We start from the raw sequence: 21,586 nt of genomic DNA on the forward strand, positions 1-21,586 counted from the left end.
CGATGCCGGAGAGACCGGGAGTGCTGGTGCTCATGGGATCGGGGGAGACGGCCCCGACCATGGTGGAGGTCCACCGTTCCGTGGTCGGCAGATTCGGCCGGGGACCCCGGGCCCTGTTGCTGGACACGCCCTACGCGTTCCAGGAGAACGCGGCCGACATCTCCGCCCGCGCCCGGCGTTACTTCGCCGACAGCGTCGGGGTGAAGGTGGAGGTCGCGTCGGGCTCGGGCGCGCTGATCGAGGCCGACTGGGTCTTCTCCGGGCCGGGCAGCCCGACCTACGCGCTCGATCATTGGCGGGGGACGGAGGTCGGCGCCGCCCTGAAGGCCCGGGTGGGCTCCCGCAGCGGCGCCACGGTGCTGGCCTCCGCGGCGGCGTGCACGGTGGGGGTGGCGGCCGTGCCCGTCTATGAGATCTACAAGGTGGGCGCCGAGCCGCACTGGCGTGACGGGGTCGACATCCTGTCGTCGCTGGGGCTGCCGGTCGTGGTGATCCCGCACTACGACAACACCGAGGGCGGCACGCACGACACGCGTTTCTGCTATCTGGGTGAGCGGCGGCTGTCGCAGATGGAGCGCGAGTTACCCGACGAGGTCGCGGTGCTCGGCATCGACGAGCACACGGCCGTCGAGATCGACCTGCGGGCCGAGACCGTCACGGTGCGCGGACGCGGCGCGCTGACCGTCCGCCGCCAGGGCGCGCAGACCGAGTTCCCCACCGGCAGCACCCTGGCACTGGCGGAGCTGCGCGAACTGGCCAAGGGCGTCTCGGGGTTCGTCCCCGCCGCGCCGGTCGCCCAGGCGTCCGAGGAGGAGTCCTCCAGCGCCACGCTGGCCGAGTCGGTGCAGCGGTGCGAGTCGCGGTTCGACGCCGCCGCCGCGTCCGGCGACGCCGGCGCGCTGAGCGAGGCCGTCCTGGAGCTGGAGGGCGAGATCACCCGGTGGGCCGCCGACACCGAGGAGGACGAGGGCGGAGTGGACCAGGCCCGCGCGGTGCTGCGCCACCTGGTCGCGCGGCTCGGCGGCCTGGCCGACCTGAGCTCCCCGCACGACCGGCTCGCGCCGTTGGTCGACCCGCTGGTCGCCCTGCGGGGAAGGCTGCGCAAGGAGGGGGCCTACGACACGGCCGACGCGGTGCGGGACGCGCTGGCCGAGGGGGGCGTCCTGGTCGAGGACACCCCGCAGGGCCCGCGGTGGACCCTGCGCTCCTGATCTCTCGGGGAGGCATGCCCGCCATTCGGGGGTTATTGAGTCGAATGTCCCATTCGATGGCGGGCACATCTTCCCTATGGCCAGAACGACGCAACCCCGTGACGTGGCCGTCGGTGACGCGGTCACCTGGAAGAGCCACGGATCCACCGCCTCAGGGACGGTCGAAGAGAAGATCACCGAACGCACCGAGCGAGCCGGCCGTGTCGTGGACGCCTCGGAGGAGGAGCCGCAGTACCTGGTGCGCAGCGACAAGAGCGGCAGGACCGCCGTCCACAAGGCGTCGGCCCTGCGGAAGAAGCGCTGAGATGGCGAAGGACGAGCACCGCGTCGCCGCGGAGTTCGGCGAGGCGGTCAACATGACGCCCAAGGAGATCGAGCGGTGGCTGGACACCCCGCAGTCCCAGGCCGCCGGGGACAAATCGGGCGGCGGGGAGTCCACCGGGCACGCCTCCGGCCGCCGCATCGCGGAGATCCTCCGCAAGAAGGCCGGGGACCTCTCCGAGGACGACTACGCCCACATGCGGAAGGTCACCGGCTACGTCCACCGCCACCTCGCGCAGCGCCCCTCCCACGACGTCCGGGACTCCCGATGGCGCCACTCGCTCATGAACTGGGGCCACGACCCGCTCAAGTGACCCCGTCCTGACCGGCGTTCCCGCGCCCTTCCACGACTAGGGCCGTTCGCGGCGGGCAGAGGGGAACCCGTGGTCGATGAGGGACTGGTGTTGCTGCTGGCGTGGAGCCAGCTGCTGGCGCTCCTGGGGCTGCTCGGGTACTTCCTGCTGCGGGGCAGGTCATGAGGCCCCCCGCGCCGCCGGGTCCCGTGCCGCGCCCGGGGAGGCGCCGACTCGCGCGCGCCCTCCCGCAGGCGGCGCTGCTCGCGGTCCTCGCCACCGCGTGCGTCAGCCCGGCCTGGGACGACCACGACTACGGGCTCAAGGCGGGCGCCACCGCCCAGGCCGCCGCGTCCAGCGTGGAGCTGGTGCGGCTCGCGGTCAGGGACCACGACCGGCTCACCACCCCGTACCTCAAGACGGTGCTCACCGAGGCGTCCGGCGACCTCGGCAGCGTGAACGACCAGTTCGGCGGGGTGCAGCCGCCCTCCGACGCCGCCGACCGGCTGCGCACGCGGGTCACCGACCTCACCTCGCAGGCGGAGGAGGAGGTCCAGGGCCTGCTCATCGAGGTCAGACGGGACGGGTTGCGCGACCCGCGCGGGGCCGACCGCAGGCTCGGGGAACTCGCCGGGCGGCTGCGGGAGATCGAGGAGGCCCACCGGTGAAGAAGCTGTTCGCCGTGACCCTGGGCATCCTGACCGCCTTCGGCGGGTTCGTCGACATCGGGGACCTGGTGGCCAACGCCCTGGTCGGCGCCCGGTTCGGCATGTCGCTGGCCTGGGTGGTGATCGTCGGCGTCATCGGCATCTGCCTGTTCGCCGAGATGTCCGGGCGCATCGCGGCCGCCTCCCAGCGCCCGGTCTTCGACCTGGTGCGCGAGCGGCTCGGCCCGCGCGCCGGCCTGGTCAACCTCGGCGCCTCCTTCTTCATCAACGTGCTGACGCTGGCCGCGGAGATCGGCGGCGCCTCGCTGGCGCTGGAACTGGCCACCGGCGTCAACTACCTGCTGTGGGTGCCCGGCGTGGCGCTGGTGGCCTGGCTGGTGATGTGGCGGGTCAAGTTCGAGACGATGGAGCGGATCTTCGGCCTGGCCGGGCTGGCGCTGGTCGTCTTCGCGGTGGGGCTGTGGCTGCTCGGCCCCGACTGGGGGCGGCTGGCCCACCAGGTGACCCACCCGCCGTCCGACGAGGGCGTGCCGACGTACTGGTACTACGCGATCGCGCTGCTCGGCGGGGCCATGACGCCCTACGAGGTGTTCTTCTTCTCCTCGGGCGGCGTCGAGGAGCGCTGGACGCGCAAGGACCTGGTCACCTCCCGGGCCAACGTCTTCGTCGGGTTCCCCCTCGGCGGCTTCCTGTCGCTGGCGATCGCCGGATGCGCGGCCACGGTGTTCCTGCCGGTGCACGCGCAGGTGGACACCCTGGGCCAGATGGTGCTGCCCGTCGGGCTCGGCCTCGGCCAGGTCGGGCTGGCGCTGGTCATCTTCGGGATCTTCGCGGCCACGTTCGGCGCGACGCTGGAGACGGCCCTGTCGTCGGGCTACACGCTCAGCCAGTACTTCGGCTGGCAGTGGGGCAAGTACGTGCGGCCGCGGCAGGCGTCGCGGTTCCACGCGGTGGTGCTGGTGGTGACGATCGTGGCGGCCGCCCTGGTGCTCACCACCGTGGACCCGATCAAGGTGACCGAGTACTCGCTGGTCTTCTCGGCCGCCGCGCTCCCGCTGACCTACCTGCCGGTGCTGATGATCAGCAACGATCCCGACTACATGGGCGACCAGGTCAACGGCCGGTTCTCCAACGCGCTCGGCACGGTCTACATGGTGCTGCTCGTCGTGGTCGCCGTGGCGGCGATCCCGCTGATGCTCGCGACGAAGGCGGGACAATGAGCCAGAAGGCCAGGACCCTGCACGCCCAGCTCCACCTGCTGGACCGCCAGGTGGTGCACGCCGGCGACGGCCGCCTGGTGTGCAAGGTGGACGACGTGGAGCTGGCGGCCGGTGAGGACGGCCGCCCGTACGCGACCGCGATCCTCAGCGGGCCGCTCGCGCTCGGGCCGAGGATCGGCGGCGTGGCCGGCCGGCTGATCGTCGCCACCACGGAGCTGTTCCGGCCGGAGGAGCGTCCGGCGCCGCAGCGCATCCCGATGGCGCTGGTGTCGGAGATCGGCAGCGCCGTCCAGGTGAGCGGGGATCCCCCGGAGGCGGCCCTCGAACGCTGGGTGCGCGAGCACCTCATCGCGCCCATTCCCGGCAGCGACGGCGGCGGCGAGGCGCAGGACGGCGGCGACGAGGAGCCGCCCGCCCCGCGTCCCTCCCCCGAGCCGGAGGACGGGCGTCGCATCCGCCTCGCGTCGCTCCTCGGCCGCCGGGTCCTCGACGCCGACGGCGCGCCGGTCGGGCAGGTGGCCGACGTCCAGCTCACCCAGGACGGCCCCCTGCTGGAAGGGGTGCAGAACGCCTTCCAGGTCTCCGGCCTCATCGTGGTCCCCCGGCACACCGGGCAGCTGTTCGGGTACGAGCGCGGCCCGGGGGGCCAGGCGCCGGCGCTGGTCAGGACGATCATCCGCCGCCTCCACCGGGGCAGCAGGTACGTCGCCTGGCCGCAACTGGCCTCGCCGCTCCCGGACGCCGGCCCGATACGGCTGTCCGCGCGCTTGGCGGAGCTGTCCTCCCTCGCCGAGCTCTACGAGCGGGACACCGCAGGGTGACGGTTTCGGTGCCCGATGCGGGGGCAGCCGAAGACCGATCCCGTACTCGAGGCAAGGAGAGCAGGATGCCGACCGCACGAGAGATCATGACCCCCCACGCCGAATGCGTGCTCGCGGACGAGACGGTCTTCGACGCGGCGGAGAAGATGGCCCGCCTCGACGTCGGCTCGCTCCCCATCTGCGGCGCCGACAACCGGCTGAAAGGCATGCTGACCGACCGCGACATCGTGGTCAAGGTGCTCGCCAAGGACAGGTCGCCCAAGGACTGCACGGCCGGCGAGCTGGCCCAGGGCGAGGCCGTCACCATCGGCGCCGACGACGACGCCAAGGAGATCCTCAGGACCATGGCCTCGCACCAGGTGCGCCGCCTGCCGGTCATCGACGGCCACGAGCTGGTCGGGATCGTCGCGCTGGCCGACGTCGCCCGCGCCCTGCCCGACTCGCCGGTGGGCGACCTGGTCGACGCGCTGACGGCCGACTGAGCGGCGCGGCCGGCCGGATGACCGGCCGCCGGCCCGCCCGGCGGGTGCCGGACGTGCGGAGAGCTCCGGCCCGGAGGCACTAGGCCGGAGCTTTCCGCAGGTCACGGCATTCCGGACGGCACCTTTCCCCGCGGTCCGCGTGAGTTCGGGACGAGCCGGTGTACGGGCTCGGCCGGTCAGGCCGGATCTTTCCCCGGTGCGGCGGCCTCTTCGCGGGGACGGACGACCGCGACGGGGCAGTGGGACCCGTGCAGGGCGCCGTGGCCGACCGAGCCCAGCACCGCCCCCCGGAACCCGCCGAGCCCGCGCGACCCGGCGACGAGCAGGTCGGCCTTCTCCGAGGCCTCCACCAGGGCGGGGGTCGGATGCCCGCACACGGCCGACTCCGCCACCGGCACCTCGGGGTAGCGCTCCCGCCACGGCGCGAGCCACTGCCTGAGGCGCTGCGTCCCGGACTCGAAGACGTCCCGCATCACGTCGGTGTAGCCGGCCGCGAGCGGCGAGAACACCGGAACCGCCCAGGCGTACACCGCGTGGACGCGCGCCTCGCGCCGCCGCGCCTGCTCGAAGGCGAACTCCAGGGCGGCCTCGGAGTGCGGCGACCCGTCGACGCCCACGGCGATCTCGCCGAACCGCTCGCGCGGCAGGTCGCGGACGACCACGACCGGTCCGGCGGCGTGGCCGGCGAGGGCGACGCCCACCGATCCGACCATGAGCCCGGTGAAGCCGCCCATGCCGCGGCTGCCGAGCACGATGGCGTCGGCCCGGCCCGACTCGTCCAGCAGCCGCTCCACGACGGCGCCGGTGACCAGCTCGGTGGTCACGGCGAGGCCGGGCGCCCGTTCTCCGGCCCGCTCGGCGGCCTTCGCCAGCACGCCCTCGCAGTAGTCGGTGAGCGACTGGTCGAACCCCTCCACGCGGTGGAAGGGGTACTCGTTGGCCCACGGCTCGCGGACGTGCACGATGCGCAGGGCGCCCCCCGCGCGCGCGGCGTCGTCGGCCGCCCAGTCGACCGCTGCGAGGGCGGAGGGGGAACCGTCGACCGCGACGGTGACAAGCCCGAACATGTTCTTCTCCTTCGTCGTGCCGGACGACCCGGCCGGTCCGCGCCGCTGCCCGTCTTTCGCCGGGTCACCGGGACCCGGCCCGCCGGGACATCCGCGTGGCACTGTCATCCTCGTCCCAGGCGAGCCCGCCCACCACGTCCACCACGCCGGTGACCCGCGCGATGGCCCGGCCGGGCGGGTCACCCGTGCCCGCCGTGCGCCCGGGACGCGGCGGCACCCGGGACGCGGCGGAACGCGGGACGCGGCGGAACGCGGCGCCGCCCGGACGCGGCGGGCACATGGGCCTTTCGGCCCCAAGGGCTGGGACCACTGCCCCGGGTACCCGGCCCCGCCAGGGGGAGGACGACAGTGGGGCGAACGCCGCCGTTCCCGGCCGCCGGAGCACCGGCGTGCCGAAGGGAGGGAGAGCCATGGACACTCGCACGCCGGCCGGCACCGTGGCGGAGGCGGTCAGGGCCGCGGTGGAGGCGGCCGTCCACGCGCCGTCGGTGCACAACACCCAGCCGTGGTCCTTCACCGTGACGGGCGAGGAGATCAGCCTGCGGGCCGACCGCGACAGGCTCCTGCCGGTCGCCGACCCGGCGGGCCGCCAGATGCTGATCAGCTGCGGCGCCGCGCTGCTGGACGTGCGGATCGCGCTGCACGCCCTCGGTTACACCCCCGAGGTGCGGCTCCTGCCCGACCCGGACCGTCCCTCCCTGCTGGCCAGGGTGCGGCCGCGGCCGGGCCCGGCGCCCGACGAGGCGGCCCGCGCGTTGTACGGGCAGGTCGAACGGCGCCGCACGCACCGGGGCGGGTTCACCGAGGAGGCGGTGCCCGAGGCTTTGGCGGACGCGCTGGTGCGCGAGGCGGGCATGGAGGGCGCGCGGCTCACGCCGGTCCGGTCGGGGCCCGCCGTCCGCCTGCTCGGCGCCATCACCAACGCGGCCCAGGAGGCGCAGTCGCAGGACCGCCTGTTCACCCTGGAGCTGATCCGCTGGAGCCGGCCCCCGGGGAGCACCCGGCGCGACGGGGTGGTGGCGGAGGCGTACCCGAGCACGCCGCCGCACACGCATCCGCAGCGGTTCGCGCAGCGTGACTACGCCCACGGCCACGGGTGGGGCGGCGAGGCCGGCGATCCGGCGGCGAACGCCACGGGGCTGGTCGCCGTGCTCACCACGGCGGGCGACACCCCCGAGGACTGGCTGGCCGCCGGTCAGGCGCTGCAGCGTGTCCTGCTGCACGCCTCGGCCCACGGGGTCCACGCCGCCTTCCACACCCAGGCGCTGGAGATGCCCGAGTTGCGGGAGTTCCTGCGCCACCAGGTGTGCTCGGGAGAGCACCCTCAGATGATCATGAGGCTGGGCCGCGTCCCCCGGGAAGGCGTCAGCGTCCGCCGCCCGGCCGCCGAGATGGTCGAGGAACGCTGAACCCGGCGGCCGGGTGTCGTCCCCTGGTCGCCGGACCGGCGGTCGGACCACCCGCCGAGCCCGGCGGCCGGAGAGGCGCCGAGCCCGGCGGCCGGAGAGGGGCCGAGCCCGTCGTTCTCGCCGCCGCCGGATCGCCGGCCGCGGTGGGGTGCGAACGCGTCGTACCCGGAGGCGGCCGTGGAGGAAACGGGGGTCAGGGCAGGTTCCAGGCCGTGGCGAACGCCTCGATCTCGGCCTCCATGAGGGTGGCGGGCCGGTGCCCCATGCCGTCGAACTGACCCTGGACCTCCAGGCTCACGACGCCGTGCAGGCGGGACCAGACGACGACGGCCCCGGCCAGCGCGGTGGCGGGGTCGCCCTCGGGGGCGTGCGCCCGCACCCATGCGGCGACCGGCGCGTTCTCGGCGGCCCACCGCTCCATCTGGGCCGTGAGCCCCTCGGCCTCCGGCGGGCGGACCCCGTGCGCGACCACGGCGAGGAAGGGGCCGAGCGCGGCCCTGGCCCGGTCGAGCGTCTCGGGCGGGGCGGCGTAGTCGGGGGACGGCGTCCCGGCGAGCAGGTGGTACAGGTGCGGCGCGGTCACGGCCCACTCGCGGTAGGCGGCGGCCAGAGCGTGCAGGCGTTCGCGGGGGGACCGCCCGGCCGCCGCGCCGGCCGCCGCCCGCACCGCCGCCGCGGCCGAGTCGTAACCGTCGCTGATCAGCTCGGTCAGCAGGTCGTCGCGGTTGCGGAAGTACTTGTAGAGCGCGGGGCCTGTGACGCCGAGCTGCTTGGCCACTGCATTCAGGCTGAGCGCCGCCGCTCCGCCGGACGCGATCTGGACGAGGGCGGCCTGTTTGATCTCGGCGCGCACCTGGTCCCGGTAGCGCTGCCGCGGTGTGCCGTCGCGGACCGCCATGCGAATCACCCTCTCGACGCCGTCGGCATGCTCGCGCTCGTTATATGCCGTAACCAACGATAGAGGATTGTGCCGCAGGCGCCGGTGCCCGCCTCAGGCTCCCGGCCCCCGCGCCCCGTCCGGGAGGTCGCGTCCGGCGATGACCAGGGTGTCGATGGCGTCCCGCACGCCGTCGTCGGTGGGCACCGGACGGCGGACGCGGCCGGCGCGCACGACGGCCAGCGGCGCCAGCGACGCGACGACCGACTCGGGCGTGTAGAGGACGGCGGCGTCGCGCGGGCCGCCCACGCCCTCCTCGAGGTTGGTGACGTCGTGTCCGACGATCAGCAGGCGGCCGCCGGGCGCCACCGCGCCCGCGGCCCTGCTGAGCACGGGAGCCAGGTCGTCCGGCGGCAGGTGCAGGTAGGCGATGAGCACCAGGTCGTAGGCCATGGGCTCGGGACGGTACTCGCACAGGTCGGCCATCACCCACTCGACGGCCACCTCGCGCTCGCCGGCCATCCGCCGGGCCTTGGCCAGCCCCGCGGCGGAGAAGTCGACGCCGGTCATCCGCCATCCGCGTTCGGCGAGCCACACGGCATTGCGGCCCTCGCCGGCGCCGAGGTCCAGGCCGCGGCCGGGGCGCAGACCGGAGAGGTGCTCGACCACGAAACGGTTGGGCTCGGCGGTCCAGAGCAACCCGCTCGCCTCGTAGCGGCGGTCCCACTCCGCGTTCTTCATGCGCCACCTCCGGGGGCGATCATATGCCCGGCGGGGCCGCCCGGCCTCCGGCGCCGCACGGCGGTCACTCCTCGCCCGAGAAGCGCTCCCAGGCGGACTGCCGGGTCATGCCGAGCGCCGCTCCGATGCTCGCCCAGGTGACCTTGCGTTCGCGCAGGCGCAGCACCCAGTCGCGAAGGTTCTCCTCGACCTGCTTGCCGACGGCGGCGACGCGGGGCAGGTGCTCGAGGATCTGCTGGTCCGTCATGGCATCCCACGCCGGGATGCGCGGCTCCCCGGGCTCGTCGACCGTCTCGATGATCGTGAGGCACAGGCCCACGCATTCGTCGCAGATGAAGACGCCCGCGCCCGCGACGATCCGTGTGACCTCGGCGCGGCCCTTGCCGCAGAACGAGCACCGCACCGTCGGCGTCGTGTCGATGATCGTGGCCATCGCCGATCCTCCCGCCCTCGTGTCAGGCATCTCCTGACGGATATCGAGGAACGTATCGCGTCAGGCGATTCCTGACAAGGAGCGGACGGCAGAGATCAGAACGCGGGCGGCGAAAAATCAGAGAAGAAATCTCGCGGCCCGTGTCGATGCGCGGTGGCCCCGCTCGACGCCCGGGTGAGAGCGGAACACCGCACCGCGACACACCGCACACGGAAGGACTCCCATCATGGCCGCCACCCCCCTCACCCCCGGCACCGCCGCCACCGCCCGCCCCCGCGTCCTGCGCAGGGTCCTGTGGGCCTTCCAGGTCCTCTTCGGGCTGTTCCTGATCGTGGCCTCGGCGCTGCCGAAGTTCGCCGGCCAGAAGGACGCGGTGGAGACCTTCGCCCAGATCGGCTGGGGCCAGTGGTTCCGGTACGTGACCGGCGCCGTCGAGCTGGCCGGCGGCGTCGGGCTGCTGGTCCCCCGCCTGGCCGGGGCGGCCGCGACCGGGCTCGTCGGCCTGATGATCGGCGCGGCCCTGACCCAGATCCTGGTCATCGACCCCGTCTGGGCGCTGATGCCGATCGGCATGGGCGTGGTGTTCGCGCTGATCGCCTGGGACCGCCGGGAGCAGACCCGCGAGCTGGTCCGCTCCCTCACGCGCTGACCCGCCACCGGCCGGCGCCGCGCGCTCGACCGGCCGTGCCGGAGCCGGCCGGTCGAGGGCGTGGGTCAGGCCGACGCGGCCCGAGGTCGTCGGATGTGGTCCGGGGGGCCGTGGTCAGCCGGAGCAGCCCAGGCGCTGGGTGCTCAGCGCGATGTCGTCGAGCCACACCTCGTACGACCCCGGGGACGGGTTCGCCTGGTAGAGCTGCCAGCCGAGCTTGACGGTGTCGAAGCGGGGGAAGACGAAGTCCACGTCGTTGCCCCCGTGCTCGTGAGTGGAGGCGCTCAGCTCGGGCCGCGGCACCCCGTCGAACCAGGTCGAGATGCGGTTGTCGGTGGCGTCCATCCGCCACTCCACGCACTGCCACACGCCCGCGCGGGACGGGGCGGTCTCGCGCCAGTTCGTCCAGTCGCCGGTGGGGCCGCCGTCGGCGCCGACTCCCCAGAGCGCGGTGCCGCCGCCGACCACGGGGACGTACTGGCCGCCGAGCGGGCGGACGACCTCGGGGCCGGCGCCGGTCGTCTCGATGAGGGTGTAGTGCGCCCAGTCGGGCGCCACGGGGAACGCCTTCACGCGCAGCCGCACCCGGCCGTAGAAGCCGTTCCCCGGCGGGGCGAAGTCGTCCACCTTCAGGAAGGCCCGCCCGTTGCCCTCGGTGCGCACGTGCAGCGCCTTCTGCCCGGCCCGTCCGCCGGGAACGTGTTCGACGGTGAGGGCGCCGTGCTTGGTGTCGACGCCCCACGCGAGGCTGGCGGCGCCGCCGATGGGCAGGTTCTGGAAGTCCTCGCAGAACAGCAGGGTCTTGCCGGCGCAGGTTCCGGGCCCCCACCGCCCGGCGCTCTGGACGGCGCCCTGACCGGCGCTCTGACCGGCATCGCGGCCGGGTCCGGAGGCCTCGGCGACCGGCGTGGCCGTCAGGGGAAGCAGCATGGCCAGGGAGGCCATGGATAACCATTTCCGCACGACGTGCTCCTTCGCGACAGATGATCCGAACGTAAGCTACGGGAAATGGGAGCGCTCCCATAGAGATGGCGGCCTCCCGGAAAGGCACGAGGGCCGCCCCGCCCGGATGCCCCGCATGGGACGCCAGGTCGGAGCGGCCCTCGACGCCGCCGGCGCTCAGGCGCCCGGCTCGGCCACCGTGAACGTTGCATGCAGGTGGCGCGTGTGGTCCACCTCGCGGACCGGCCCGGTCAGCGTGACCGCCGCGACGAGGCGCGGGTCGGTGCTGGAGGCGGCCAGCCGCAGTTCCAGCTCTCCGGGCTCGACGATCCGCCGGCCCTGGCGGCCGGTGAAGGAGGCCAGGTCGGCGGGCACGGTCACCCGCACGCGGCTCGCCTCCCCCGGCGCGAGCGGCACCCGGGCGTATCCGATCAGGCGCTGGACCGGCTGCACCACCGTGGCGACGGGGTCGTGCAGGTAGAGCTGTACCACCTCGGTGCCCTCGCGGTCGCCGGCGTTGCGCACGGTGAATTCCAGGGTCACCTCGCCGTCCGTCCCGATGCGCGCGCCGTCTCCGGACAGGTCCGACCACTCGAACGTCGTGTACGACAGGCCGTGGCCGAAGCCGAACGCGGGCGTCGGGTCGATGTTGGACACCTCGGTGGCGTGCGCGAGCCGCGCCGACAGGTAGGTGGAGGGGTGCACGCCCGGCCGGCGCGGGATGCTCACCGGCAGGCGGCCCGACGGGTTAATCCGCCCGCTGAGCACCCCGGCGATCGCGGAGGTGCCCTCCTGGCCCGGGAAGAACGACTGGACGATCGCCGCGGCCCCCTCCACGGCTCCGCCCAGCGCGTACGGCCGGCCGGCCAGCAGGGTGGTGACGACCGGCCTCCCCGTGGCGATCAGGGCGTCGAGCAGTTGCTGCTGGACGCCGGGCAGCGCCGCGGACTCGGCGTCGCACCCCTCGCCGCTGGTGCCCCGGCCGAACAGGCCGGCCCGGTCGCCGAGCGCCGCCACCACGACGTCGGCGCCGCGCGCCAGCTCGACCGCCTCGGCGAAGCCGCCGGTGTCCGGCCCGTCCACGGTTGCGCCGGGCGCGGTGACGATCTCGGCGCCGGGGAACTCGGCGGCCAGCGCCTCGCGCAGCGTGGGCAGCCCGATGCCGGTGGGCACGTCGGGGTGGTGGACCAGGACGTGCAGGGGGAAGGAGTAGCAGCCGAGGACGGCCAGCGGGTCGTCGGCGTTGGGCCCGACGACCGCGATCCTCTCCGGCCGCCGCAGCGGCAGCGTCCCGTCGTTGCCCAGCAGGACGATGGCCTGCTCGGCGATGCGCCGCGCGATGTCCCGGTTGGCCGGCGAGTCCAGGTCGATCGACCCGCGCAGCGCCTCGGCGTCGCTCAGGTCGGCCCCCGCGAGCCCGGGCGGCACCGGGTTCCATCCGGGGTCGAGCAGGCCGAGCCGCGCCTTCTGCACCAGCACGCGGCGCAGCGCCCGGTCGATCAGCGCCTCGGGGACCCGCCCGGCCGCGATCGCCTCCACCAGGGGCCGCCCGAAGGTCTTGACGGTCGGGAGCTCCACGTCCACGCCGGCGGCCAGGGCGGTGCCCGCGGCCTCGGCCCAGTCGCCCGCCATGCCGTGCAGCGTCTTGAGGAAGGCGATGCCGAAGTAGTCGGCGACGACCGTGCCCTCGAACCCCCAGGTGTCGCGCAGCAGGGTCGTCAGCAGCCACTCGTCGGCGACGGCGGGCATCCCGTCGGTGTCGGTGTAGGCGTGCATGACCGAGCGGACGCCGCTCTCGCGCACGGCCATCTCGAACGGCACCAGGATGACATCGGCGCGCTCGCGGGGGCCCATCGCCACCGGGGCCAGGTTGCGGCCGGCCACCGAGGCGGAGTATCCGGCGAAGTGCTTGAGCGTGGCGATGATGCCCGCCGACTCGAGGCCCTGGATGTAGGCGGTGGCGATGGTGCCGACCAGGTAGGGGTCTTCCCCGATGGTCTCCTCGACGCGCCCCCAGCGGGCGTCGCGCACCACGTCCAGCACGGGGGCAAGGCCCTGGTGGACGCCGACGGACCGCATGTCGCCGCCGATGGCGCCCGCCATCCGCCGGACCAGCGCGGGGTCGAACGTGGCGCCCCACGACAGCGGCACCGGGTAGGCGGTGGCGCCCCAGGTGGCGAAGCCGGCCAGGCACTCCTCGTGGGCCAGGGCGGGGATGGCGAACCGGTTGGCGCCGGTGATGCGCTGCTGGGTCCTCAGCAGGGACAGCGCGCCGACGGCCGGGTCGACCGGTGCCGTGCCGAAGGGCCGTGTCAGCTGTCCGAGGCCGTTGGGCAGCAGGACGTCCAGGTCGATGGCGTCGTCCATCTCGTGCTGGTGCGGCGCGACCTCCCCGCCCTCGCGGGACGCGCCGACCCAGACACCGAAGAGCTGCGCGACCTTCTCCTCGACGGTCATCTCCGCGATCAGGGCCTCGACACGGGTCTCGGCGTCCTGAGCGGGGTCCTGCCAGAGGGGGGTGGCGGGGTCTGTCTCAACGGACACGATTGGGGTCACTTTCCTCCGACGCCCCTCAGCCCCTTTGCCGGGGCACGACGGGCGAACAGATACACGAGAAGGATGGGGACCATGCAGAGCATCACCGTGGCCGGCGGTCCGTCTTGATCAGACGGAGGCGATCGGGAGGAAAGTCGCCTCGGGGGGCGCCATCGACGGCCATGGCCTCCTACGGCTCCGGCGTGATGCCACGCATCACCCCGGACGGCACGAGTCCGGAGACCGGCAGCGCGAACGGCTCATACGAACCTTTCCGAAAAGTTTCGAGTCCGTTTCCGAAACGTGTCGGCTACGTGGACAGTAAGGGGCGGTGGACATCGAGATCAACGGTCGGGAGGCAGAGCTGCCAAACCGTTATTCGCCGCAGAAGTATAGGCATCGGAACGTCGCTGATGACACCTCTGATGCTCACAGAAGTGCGCTGAGACGACGAGCGAAGGACGGCGCCGCCGTCCGAAAGTTTCAGAGACGCGCGGAAACCGGGCGCCGGACACGGGTCGAGCGCGTCGACAGCCGATCGAGAGACGCCCCGCCTGGCGAGGTCCAGGGAACGACCGGGTGCGAGTGTGCGTCACTCCGATCGAGGAGCACTCGATCGGCTCTGCCGCATGTCACCCGCTCTCGGTGACCCATGCGGGCGGCGATGGCCCGACGGGATGGCGCAGCGGCAGGCGGGTTCGCGGCATGCGGCGAGATTTCTCCAGCGGCTGTGCCGAGTGGCGTGCTAGAGGTTCAGGGTTAACACGATCACGCTTTTAATTGACGGATGGGAGGCTTTTTGCGAATCTCTCGTTCTCCATTTGCCCGTGGTTTTTTCGTGGCCTTTGTCCTACCATGAGCGCGTGGCCGTGATCGGTAAGCGTATTCGCCGTGTTCGTCGACGCCGTGAAATGGGTTCCGTCATACTCCCCCCGCTGGGACAGGTGGCGGACTCGCCCACTGGCACCCCCTCTCACCAGGCACAACGCGCCCCTGATCCCATTCCGGTGAGCGTCGTGTCCGAGTCGTCTTTCACCGTCCGGGGCCACGGAGTGCACAGTGTCTTCGAGGAGAGCCTGCGCGCGATAAAGCGAATGCCGGATTTCCGGAGGGTTTCCGGATTGCGTGCCTGCCGTAAAGACGTGGTCCTTCACGTGCACACCATGGGCCCGTTCGCGGCGCTGCGGATGATGGTTCATCGCGGTCCGGCGCTCATCAGCGCCCACGTCACCCCCGAGACGCTCATCGGCAGCATCAAGGGCGCCCACCTCGTACGCGGACTGGTCGAGCGCTACATGCGCGGCGTGTTCGACCTGGCCACGATCGTGCTGTCGGTCAGCAAGGCCACGACCGCGGAGCTGGAGCGGCTCGGCGTGCGAGGTCCGATCGTCCTGATGAGCAACGCCATCGACGAGGCCCGCGTCCGCCCGCTGGTCGCCCGCCGCGAGGAACTGAGGCGAGGGTTCGGCTGGGACGGCCGCATGGTCGTGCTCGGCGTCGGGCAGGTGCAGCCGAGGAAGGGCGTGGAGGAGTTCGTGGCCTGCGCCCGCGCCCTGCCGCACGTGCGGTTCGTCTGGGTGGGCGGCATGCAGTTCGGCATGCTGTCCGAGGCCCGGCACGACCTGACGCGCCTGCGCGAGACCGCCCCCGGCAACGTGACGTTCACCGGCCTGGTCCCCCGGGAGGAGGTCTTCGCGTACTGCGCGGCGGCCGATGTGTTCTTCCTGCCGTCCAAGCACGAGACCTTCGGACTGGCCACGCTGGAGGCCGCCACCGCCGCGCTGCCCGTGGTGGTGCCGGACCTGCCGTGCTACCGCGACTGGCTGAAGGACGCCTACCTGCACGCGCGGACGGTGCCGGAGTTCGCCGAGCTGCTCGGCGGCCTGGAGGACCCCGAGGTGCGCGCCACCTGGGCCGGGCTCGCCTCCGCGGCGGCCGCCGCCTACGATTCCCGGACGCTCGTGGACGGCCTGCGCGACGCCTACCTCCTGGCCGCCGCCCGTCACCGCGGCCGGCCGGCCTCGGCGCCGGACAGGTAGCGGCGCAGGCTCCTCGCCTCCCCGGCGAGCATCCCCGGGTCGTCGCCGGGCACGAACTCCAGCAGGGCGGACATCGGCCGGCCCGTCGAGGCGAGCAGGCCCGCGACCTCCCGCCACAGCGCCGCCCGGTGGTCCAGCGGCCACCGCTCCCGCGGCGTCGGCCACCAGCTGAACACGTGCACCGCGTCCACGCGGTCGAGCACGGCGCGCAGCCCGTCCAGCGCCCGCTCGTCGGGCATCCCGTTGGGCGGCTGCCAGTACGTGCGCAGCCCCGGGACCTCGTCCAGCATCGCCCTGGCCGAGCCGGCGTCGTCGGTGAGCGTGCCCGAGTGGTACTCGGTGGCGACGGTGAGGTCACCGGCGCTGTCGACGCACCGCTTCAGCGCGTCCAGCGTCCTGCGGCGTCCGGCCGGCCCGGCGTCCGCCGAGGCCCGGTCGCCGGCCCACACCCGCACGCGCCGGGCGCCGAGGGCGCGGGCCGCGGCCAGCACCCGCCGCCACACCCGCCGGTCCTCCCGCGGGTCGGCGATGGCGCCCGCGCGGTAGTACGACCCGAGGGACGGCACCTCCAGGCCGGCGGCGCGGGTGGCCTCGGCCACGCGGGCCGCCTCCGCCTCGTCGCCGAGCGGGATGTGGGCGTCCTGGCCCCATTCGATCTGGGCGAGCCCGGCCCGCGCGGCCAGCGTGATGACGCGGTCGGCGGACAGCGCCCGGTAGGTGACGCTGCACACCCCCGCCGTGAGCGGCGGCCCGCCGCCGCTCATGCCGCCACCCGCCCGGCGGGCAGCAGGGGGGCGACGACGAAGCGCGTGGTGGCCCACCCGGCGTACAGCAGGGGCGAGCACAGCACCAGGCCGCCGGCGACCGGCCTGGCCAGCACGACGGCCGCCGCCAGGGCGAGCACGGCGACCGAGGCGGCGGCGAGGTACCAGCGCCGCGCCACCAGGTACAGGCACGGCAGGACGGCGTCGCGCGTGCGCGCGAACCGGCCGGGCGGCGGCTCGGCCGCCAGCACCAGCACGGCGACGACGGCCGCCATGACCAGGACGGCCGCGGTCACGAAGAACGGCACGAGCGCCGGGCTCCACGGCGTGCCCGCGACCGCGGCGACGTCCACGGCCAGCACGCCGACGGCGGCGAGCCCGGCCGTCCAGGCGGCCAGCGCCGTGGGCGCCGCCCGGCGGTAGGTGCGCCAGAACGTGCCGGCCACCCGCGCGGACCCCTCGCCGATCCCGGCGAAGCAGCCGAACGCCCCGGCCAGCGCCGGCGCGCACACCGGCGACAGCATGGCGAACAACGGCCAGGACGCGAACGGGTCGCCTACCAGCGCCAGCGCGATGACCAGCGGCGCGCAGGCGACGGCCAGCAGGAGGTTGGTCATCAGCGCGGTGTACACGCCGGCGAACACCGTGTCGTAGGTGGCCTGCCGGGCCGGCCGTAGCAGCCTGCGCATCGTGCTCACCCCTTCAGCCCGCTCGTGGCGATGCCGCGGATGAAGTAGCGCTGCCCGAACAGGAAGAGCACCAGGATGGGCAGCACCGACAGCACCGCGCCCGTCATGATCATCGCGTACTCCGACTCGTACTGGCCGACGAACGAGCGCAGGCCGAGCTGCACGGTCCACAGCTCGTTGCTGGTCAGGTAGATGAACGGCCCCATGTAGTCGTTCCAGGTGGTGACGAAGGTGAGCAGGGCCAGGCTGGCGAGCGCCGGCTTGGACAGCGGCAGCATGACGCGCCGGTAGATGCCGTACTCGCTCAGCCCGTCGATGCGCGCGGCCTCGCACAGCTCGTCGGGGATCGAGGTGTAGTACTGGCGCATCAGGAAGACGCCGAACGCGCCGAACGCCTGGATCAGGATGATCGACCAGTAGGTGTCGGTCAGCTCGGCCCGCCGCATCATGATGTACTGCGGCACCATGTAGGCCTGCCACGGCACGGCGATGGTCGCGATGTAGGCCAGGAAGAGCGCGTCGCGGCCGGGGAAGCGCACCTTGGCGAAGCCGTAGGCGGCGAAGCTGCCGGTCAGCACCTGCAGGACGGTGATGGCGGCCGACAGCAGCACCGAGTTGCCGAGGTAGGTCAGCATCGGGACGCGGTCCCAGATCTCGGCGAAGTTCGACCAGCGCGGCTCGCGGGGGATCCACTCGAGCGGGATGGTGAACACCTCGTTGTCGCGCTTCAGCGACGCCGACACCATCAACCCGAACGGGACGAGCACCAGCAGCGCCACGGCGGCGAGGGCGGCGTACGCCAGCGCCGCGCGCAGCGGGCCGGGCCGCGCGCCGTCGCCGGCCGTGCGCGCCGGTCGCCGCGCGGCGCCGTCGTCCGCCCCGGGCCGATCGGGCGCGGCCGTCGCCGTGGGGAGGCCGTCCGGCAGGGTCATCGCACTCGCCTCCGCTCGTTGAACCGGAACTGGACCACGGTCACGGTGAGCACGATCGCGAAGAGCACGAGCGCGATGGCCGAGGAGTACCCGAAGTGGCCCTCGACGATCCCCTCCCGGTACACCAGCTGCGACAGCACCAGCGTGCTGCGTCCCGGCCCGCCCTTGGTCATCACCACGATCAGGTCCAGCACCTTGAAGCTCTGGATCGTCAGCATGACCAGGACGAAGAACGTCGTGGGCCGCAGGCACGGCAGGGTGATGCTCCAGAAGCGGTGCCAGGCGTTCGCCCCGTCGACCTTGGCGGCCTCGTGGTACTCCACCGGGATCGTCTGCAGCCCCGCCAGGTAGAGCACCATGTAGTAGCCCATGTCCCGCCACACGCTGGTGGCGATCACGGCGGGCATCGCCCAGGTGGTGCTGGCCACCCACCGGGGCGGCTCGGCCACGCCCAGCGCCTGGAGGAGCTGGTTGACCGGGCCCGCGTCCGGGCTGAACAGCATGTTCCACACGACCGCGACGGCGACCAGCGAGGTGATGTAGGGCAGGAACGCCACGGTGCGGAAGAACCGCGTCCCGCGCACCTTGCTGTTCAGCGCCAGCGCCATCGCCAGCGCCGCCACCAGCGTCAGCGGGATGTGGCCGGCGGCGTAGTACAGGGTGTTCAGCAGGGCCACCCGCACGGTCTGGTCGCCGAGCAGCCGCCGGAAGTTCGACAGCCCCACCCACTCGGGCGCGCCGTAGGAGTCCCAGTCCATGAAGGCGAGCGCGAACGCCGCCAGCACCGGCACCAGCGTGAACACGGCGAAGCCGATGAAGTTGGGCAGGATGAAGCTCCACCCCACCACCGTGCCCCGCCAGGGCCGTCGCCGGGCGGCCGCCGGCCCTGGCGGGTCGTGCGGCGCCACGGGCGGGGGCCGCGTCGTTGCGTGGATCATTGCGGTCCTTCGTGCGGGTCCGGCGGGCACATCGGAGGGTGACCGGAGGCCGGCCGGGCATGGGCCGTCACCGGGTCAGTTCAGGACTTCGGTCTTCACCCGGTCGTTCATGGCGCGCAGGCCGTCGTCGACGGACTTCTCGCCGACCATGATGAGCTGGTGCTCCTCGTTGAGGATGGTGTCGACGTCGGAGCTCTTGTCGCTGACCGGCATCTCCAGCACGACCTTGTCCGGCGCGAACGCCTTCTTCGACAGCGCGTCGGACGGCATGCCGTCGAGGGAGAAGTAGGCGTCGGTGATCTCCGGGGCCTGCAGCGCCGGCACGACGCCGACCTTGACGATGGCCTGCGCGCCCGCCCGGCTCGCGGCGAACGCGACGAACTTCCTGGCCGCGTCGGCGTGCTCGGACCTGCTGTTGACGGCGAAGGCGGTCGGCGCGCCGAAGGTGGTCACGCCGGTGGCGCCGGGGCGTTGCGGCAGGGGGGCCAGGCCCCAGTCGACGTCGGTGGCGCCCTTCTTCTTCGCCTGGATGACGCCCGCGGCGTACCAGGTGCCCATCGGCATCATCGCCGCCGCCCCGGTCTCGAACATGGTGCGATAGTCGGAGTGCTGGGAGGTGGCGGTGCCGAAGTCGAGCACCACGCCCTCCTTCTGCAGCGCCAGGGCCATCTTGTACTGGTCGGCGAAGAAGCCGTAGTCGCCGCCGAGCTGGTCGCCGCCGGTCTGGGCCGCCGCGATGGCCTGGACGACCGACCGCCAGGTGTGGTGGTAGGCGCCGTAGACCTTCTTGGCGCCGTCGCCCTTGGTGAGCCGCCGCGCGAGCGAGGCGTACTGGTCCCAGGTGAGGGCCTCGGGCTGCGGCAGGCCGGCCTCCTTGAAGTACTTCTTGTTGTAGTAGAGCAGCCAGAAGTCGTGGCGGAACGGCAGCGCGTAGTACTTGCCCTGGAGGTCGTAGGCGGGCAGGCCCGCGAGCTTGGCGCCGTCGGGGGCCTTGGCCAGGTCGGTGACCTCCAGGAGCTGGCCGCGGCTCGCGTGGCGCGCGTAGTCGGTGAGCGTCTTCATCGCCAGCACGTCGGTCCGGTCGCCGCCGGCGAGCATGGTGGTGACCTTCTCGGAATAGTCGTCGGCGGGGATGTCCAGCGGCTTGACCGTGATGCCGGGATTGGCCTTCTGGAAGGCGTCGAAGAGCGCGCCGAACTCGGTGTTCTTGGCGAGGCTCCATCCGGCGACGGTGAGCGTGACCTTGCCGTCGCCGCTCTCCTGACCGCCGCCGGAGCCGCAGGCGGCGAGGGGGAGGGCGAGCGCGGCCACGGCGGCCAGCCATCCCGCGAGACGTCGCCGCGCGCCGCCGGGCCTTGCTGAGGTGGTGGCTGTGCTCATCGATCCGGGTCTCCTCTCGGTCGAGCCGGTGCGGGGCTCTAGGCGCCTGTCGCGAACGCGGCGGGGGTGACGGCGGCCCGGGGCGGCCGGCCGGTCAGGTAGCGCTCGATCTCGTCGAGCGCGCTCTCGCTCATCCGCCGGGTCTCCGCTCCGAGCGACCCGGCGACGTGTGGGGTGATCATGACGTTGGGCAGGTCGTACAGCACCGATCCGGCCGGCAGCGGCTCGGGGTCGGTGACGTCGAGGATCGCGTCCAGCCGGCCGGCCGCGCACTCGCGTTCCAGGGCGGCGGTGTCCAGGACGGCGCCGCGGGCGGTGTTGATGACGGTCACGCCGTCGCGCAGCCGCGCCAGCTCCTCCGCTCCGATGAGGTGGCGGGTGGAGGGCAGTGCGGGGACGTGCAGCGTGAGCACGTCGCAGCGGCGCAGCAGCTCCGGCAGCTCCACCGGGCGGGCGCCGGCCGCCCGCACCTCGGCGGGGGAGGCGTAGGGGTCGGCGACCAGCACGTCGAGCTCCAGGTCGCGCAGCCGTTCCACGACGCGGCGCCCCACGCGGGAGAAGCCGACGACGCCGACGGTGCGGCCGCGGTTGGACAGTTCGCCGCGGCGGGCGGCGTAGGACCAGTCGTCGCGGTGCCGGCGGGCGTCCTGGGCGAGGAAGGGCGCCTTCTTGCCGGCGAAGATGACGGCGGCGAGGGTGAACTCGGCCACCGGGATCGCGTTCTCGTCGGCGGCGTTGGTCACCAGGATGCCGCGGCGCCAGACCTCGTCGGTGACGAACGAGCGGACGGTGCCGGCGCAGTGGAAGACCGCTCGCAGCCGGGGCGCGTCGGCGAGGCGCTCGGCCGTCAGCGGGGGGCAGCCCCACGAGGTCACCAGCACCTCCACCTCGCGCAGCCGGCGCCGCGCGCGGGCGGCGTCCAGGTCGTCGGTCAGGGCGGGCTCGCCGAGTTCGACCAGCTCGCGCAGCCGCCGGAGCTGTGGCTCGTGGAACTGCACCCGGTAGTGGGCGGGGTCCATGACCAGCAGGGCCTGCGGGCGTCGTCGGTCGGTCACGCGCGGGTTCCCTTCGTCTGGGAAGCGCTTACCAGTGCGCCGATCATGTCCGGTCATGACAATCATGTCAACGGTGTGTTATGCACAAGAAATCACAACTTCTGATCACTTCTGATCGAT

23 protein-coding genes are annotated in these 21,586 nt (G+C 73.2%); 10 read left to right on the top strand and 13 right to left on the bottom strand.

Features of this window, described 5'->3' with window-relative positions; genetic code table 11:
- Positions 1–2: 2 nt before the first annotated feature.
- The 7 genes from ACFQSB_RS29760 to ACFQSB_RS29790 all read left to right on the top strand — a co-directional run bounded on the left by ACFQSB_RS29760 (position 3) and on the right by ACFQSB_RS29790 (position 5,016).
- Positions 3–1,211 (top strand): hypothetical protein, encoded by a 1,209-nt coding sequence (locus ACFQSB_RS29760; protein ID WP_380830171.1) that lies wholly within the window; start codon positions 3–5, stop codon positions 1,209–1,211.
- A 76-nt stretch (positions 1,212–1,287) separates the two neighbouring features.
- Positions 1,288–1,515, top strand: coding sequence for a hypervirulence associated TUDOR domain-containing protein (locus ACFQSB_RS29765; RefSeq protein ID WP_354851478.1), 228 nt, complete (start codon positions 1,288–1,290; stop codon positions 1,513–1,515).
- Position 1,516: 1 nt separating this feature from the next.
- Positions 1,517–1,846 (top strand): DUF3140 domain-containing protein, encoded by a 330-nt coding sequence (locus ACFQSB_RS29770; RefSeq protein ID WP_380830172.1) that lies wholly within the window; start codon positions 1,517–1,519, stop codon positions 1,844–1,846.
- A 161-nt stretch (positions 1,847–2,007) separates the two neighbouring features.
- Positions 2,008–2,493, top strand: coding sequence for a hypothetical protein (locus tag ACFQSB_RS29775; RefSeq protein ID WP_380830173.1), 486 nt, complete (start codon positions 2,008–2,010; stop codon positions 2,491–2,493).
- Positions 2,490–3,713, top strand: coding sequence for an NRAMP family divalent metal transporter (locus ACFQSB_RS29780; RefSeq protein ID WP_354924086.1), 1,224 nt, complete (start codon positions 2,490–2,492; stop codon positions 3,711–3,713). The genes ACFQSB_RS29775 and ACFQSB_RS29780 overlap by 4 nt, the downstream gene beginning before the upstream one ends.
- On the top strand, positions 3,710–4,534 hold the full coding sequence (locus tag ACFQSB_RS29785; protein WP_380830175.1) for a hypothetical protein: 825 nt from the start codon (positions 3,710–3,712) through the stop codon (positions 4,532–4,534). The genes ACFQSB_RS29780 and ACFQSB_RS29785 overlap by 4 nt, the downstream gene beginning before the upstream one ends.
- A 65-nt stretch (positions 4,535–4,599) precedes the next feature.
- A complete protein-coding gene (locus tag ACFQSB_RS29790; protein WP_380830176.1) occupies positions 4,600–5,016 on the top strand; it encodes a CBS domain-containing protein in 417 nt (138 codons plus the stop codon).
- A gap of 176 nt (positions 5,017–5,192) precedes the next feature.
- Here the strand turns inward: ACFQSB_RS29790 and ACFQSB_RS29795 are convergent, their stop codons facing one another.
- Both ACFQSB_RS29795 and ACFQSB_RS29800 read right to left on the bottom strand, forming a co-directional pair.
- Positions 5,193–6,083 (bottom strand): universal stress protein, encoded by an 891-nt coding sequence (locus tag ACFQSB_RS29795; RefSeq protein ID WP_354924080.1) that lies wholly within the window; start codon positions 6,081–6,083, stop codon positions 5,193–5,195.
- A 64-nt stretch (positions 6,084–6,147) separates the two neighbouring features.
- Entirely contained in the window at positions 6,148–6,363 is a 216-nt protein-coding gene (locus ACFQSB_RS29800; RefSeq protein WP_380830177.1) for a hypothetical protein, read from the bottom strand.
- Between the two features lie 130 nt (positions 6,364–6,493).
- Here ACFQSB_RS29800 and ACFQSB_RS29805 point away from each other — a divergent pair, with 130 nt between their 5' ends.
- Positions 6,494–7,492 (top strand): Acg family FMN-binding oxidoreductase, encoded by a 999-nt coding sequence (locus tag ACFQSB_RS29805; RefSeq protein ID WP_380830178.1) that lies wholly within the window; start codon positions 6,494–6,496, stop codon positions 7,490–7,492.
- Positions 7,493–7,685: 193 nt separating this feature from the next.
- On the opposite strand, the gene ACFQSB_RS29810 is transcribed toward ACFQSB_RS29805, so the two are convergent.
- The 3 genes from ACFQSB_RS29810 to ACFQSB_RS29820 all read right to left on the bottom strand — a co-directional run bounded on the left by ACFQSB_RS29810 (position 7,686) and on the right by ACFQSB_RS29820 (position 9,543).
- Complete coding sequence (locus ACFQSB_RS29810; RefSeq protein WP_380830179.1) at positions 7,686–8,390, bottom strand: TetR/AcrR family transcriptional regulator; 705 nt, start codon at positions 8,388–8,390, stop codon at positions 7,686–7,688.
- A 93-nt stretch (positions 8,391–8,483) separates the two neighbouring features.
- Positions 8,484–9,110: a class I SAM-dependent methyltransferase gene (locus tag ACFQSB_RS29815; RefSeq protein WP_380830180.1), complete on the bottom strand. Its 627-nt coding sequence runs from the start codon at positions 9,108–9,110 to the stop codon at positions 8,484–8,486.
- 64 nt (positions 9,111–9,174) lie between these two features.
- Complete coding sequence (locus ACFQSB_RS29820) at positions 9,175–9,543, bottom strand: ClpX C4-type zinc finger protein (protein WP_380830181.1); 369 nt, start codon at positions 9,541–9,543, stop codon at positions 9,175–9,177.
- Between the two features lie 226 nt (positions 9,544–9,769).
- Between ACFQSB_RS29820 and ACFQSB_RS29825 the strand changes: the two genes are divergently transcribed.
- Complete coding sequence (locus ACFQSB_RS29825) at positions 9,770–10,192, top strand: DoxX family protein (RefSeq protein WP_380830182.1); 423 nt, start codon at positions 9,770–9,772, stop codon at positions 10,190–10,192.
- A gap of 114 nt (positions 10,193–10,306) precedes the next feature.
- On the opposite strand, the gene ACFQSB_RS29830 is transcribed toward ACFQSB_RS29825, so the two are convergent.
- Positions 10,307–11,155, bottom strand: a complete 849-nt coding sequence (locus ACFQSB_RS29830; RefSeq protein ID WP_380830183.1) for a hypothetical protein — start codon at positions 11,153–11,155, stop codon at positions 10,307–10,309.
- A gap of 156 nt (positions 11,156–11,311) precedes the next feature.
- A complete protein-coding gene (locus ACFQSB_RS29835; RefSeq protein ID WP_380830184.1) occupies positions 11,312–13,678 on the bottom strand; it encodes a beta-xylosidase/alpha-l-arabinosidase in 2,367 nt (788 codons plus the stop codon).
- Positions 13,679–14,580: 902 nt separating this feature from the next.
- Here ACFQSB_RS29835 and ACFQSB_RS29840 point away from each other — a divergent pair.
- Complete coding sequence (locus ACFQSB_RS29840; protein WP_380830185.1) at positions 14,581–15,708, top strand: glycosyltransferase; 1,128 nt, start codon at positions 14,581–14,583, stop codon at positions 15,706–15,708.
- On the opposite strand, the gene ACFQSB_RS29845 is transcribed toward ACFQSB_RS29840, so the two are convergent.
- From ACFQSB_RS29845 to ACFQSB_RS29870, 6 genes are all read right to left on the bottom strand, one after another.
- On the bottom strand, positions 15,672–16,472 hold the full coding sequence (locus ACFQSB_RS29845; protein WP_380830186.1) for a TIM barrel protein: 801 nt from the start codon (positions 16,470–16,472) through the stop codon (positions 15,672–15,674). The genes ACFQSB_RS29840 and ACFQSB_RS29845 overlap by 37 nt on opposite strands.
- Positions 16,469–17,161: a hypothetical protein gene (locus tag ACFQSB_RS29850; protein WP_380830187.1), complete on the bottom strand. Its 693-nt coding sequence runs from the start codon at positions 17,159–17,161 to the stop codon at positions 16,469–16,471. The genes ACFQSB_RS29845 and ACFQSB_RS29850 overlap by 4 nt, the downstream gene beginning before the upstream one ends.
- Positions 17,162–17,166: 5 nt before the next feature.
- Positions 17,167–18,093, bottom strand: a complete 927-nt coding sequence (locus ACFQSB_RS29855; protein WP_380830188.1) for a carbohydrate ABC transporter permease — start codon at positions 18,091–18,093, stop codon at positions 17,167–17,169.
- A complete protein-coding gene (locus ACFQSB_RS29860; RefSeq protein ID WP_380830189.1) occupies positions 18,090–19,031 on the bottom strand; it encodes a carbohydrate ABC transporter permease in 942 nt (313 codons plus the stop codon). The genes ACFQSB_RS29855 and ACFQSB_RS29860 overlap by 4 nt, the downstream gene beginning before the upstream one ends.
- Before the next feature lie 75 nt (positions 19,032–19,106).
- Positions 19,107–20,411 carry an ABC transporter substrate-binding protein gene (locus ACFQSB_RS29865; RefSeq protein ID WP_380830190.1) on the bottom strand — a complete coding sequence of 435 codons (1,305 nt, stop codon included), beginning with the start codon at positions 20,409–20,411 and terminating at the stop codon, positions 19,107–19,109.
- A 38-nt stretch (positions 20,412–20,449) separates the two neighbouring features.
- A complete protein-coding gene (locus ACFQSB_RS29870; RefSeq protein WP_380830191.1) occupies positions 20,450–21,466 on the bottom strand; it encodes a hydroxyacid dehydrogenase in 1,017 nt (338 codons plus the stop codon).
- Positions 21,467–21,586: the final 120 nt, after the last annotated feature.

This window comes from Sphaerisporangium rhizosphaerae (genome assembly GCF_042665155.1).
Taxonomy (GTDB): Bacteria; Actinomycetota; Actinomycetes; order Streptosporangiales; family Streptosporangiaceae; genus Sphaerisporangium; species Sphaerisporangium rhizosphaerae.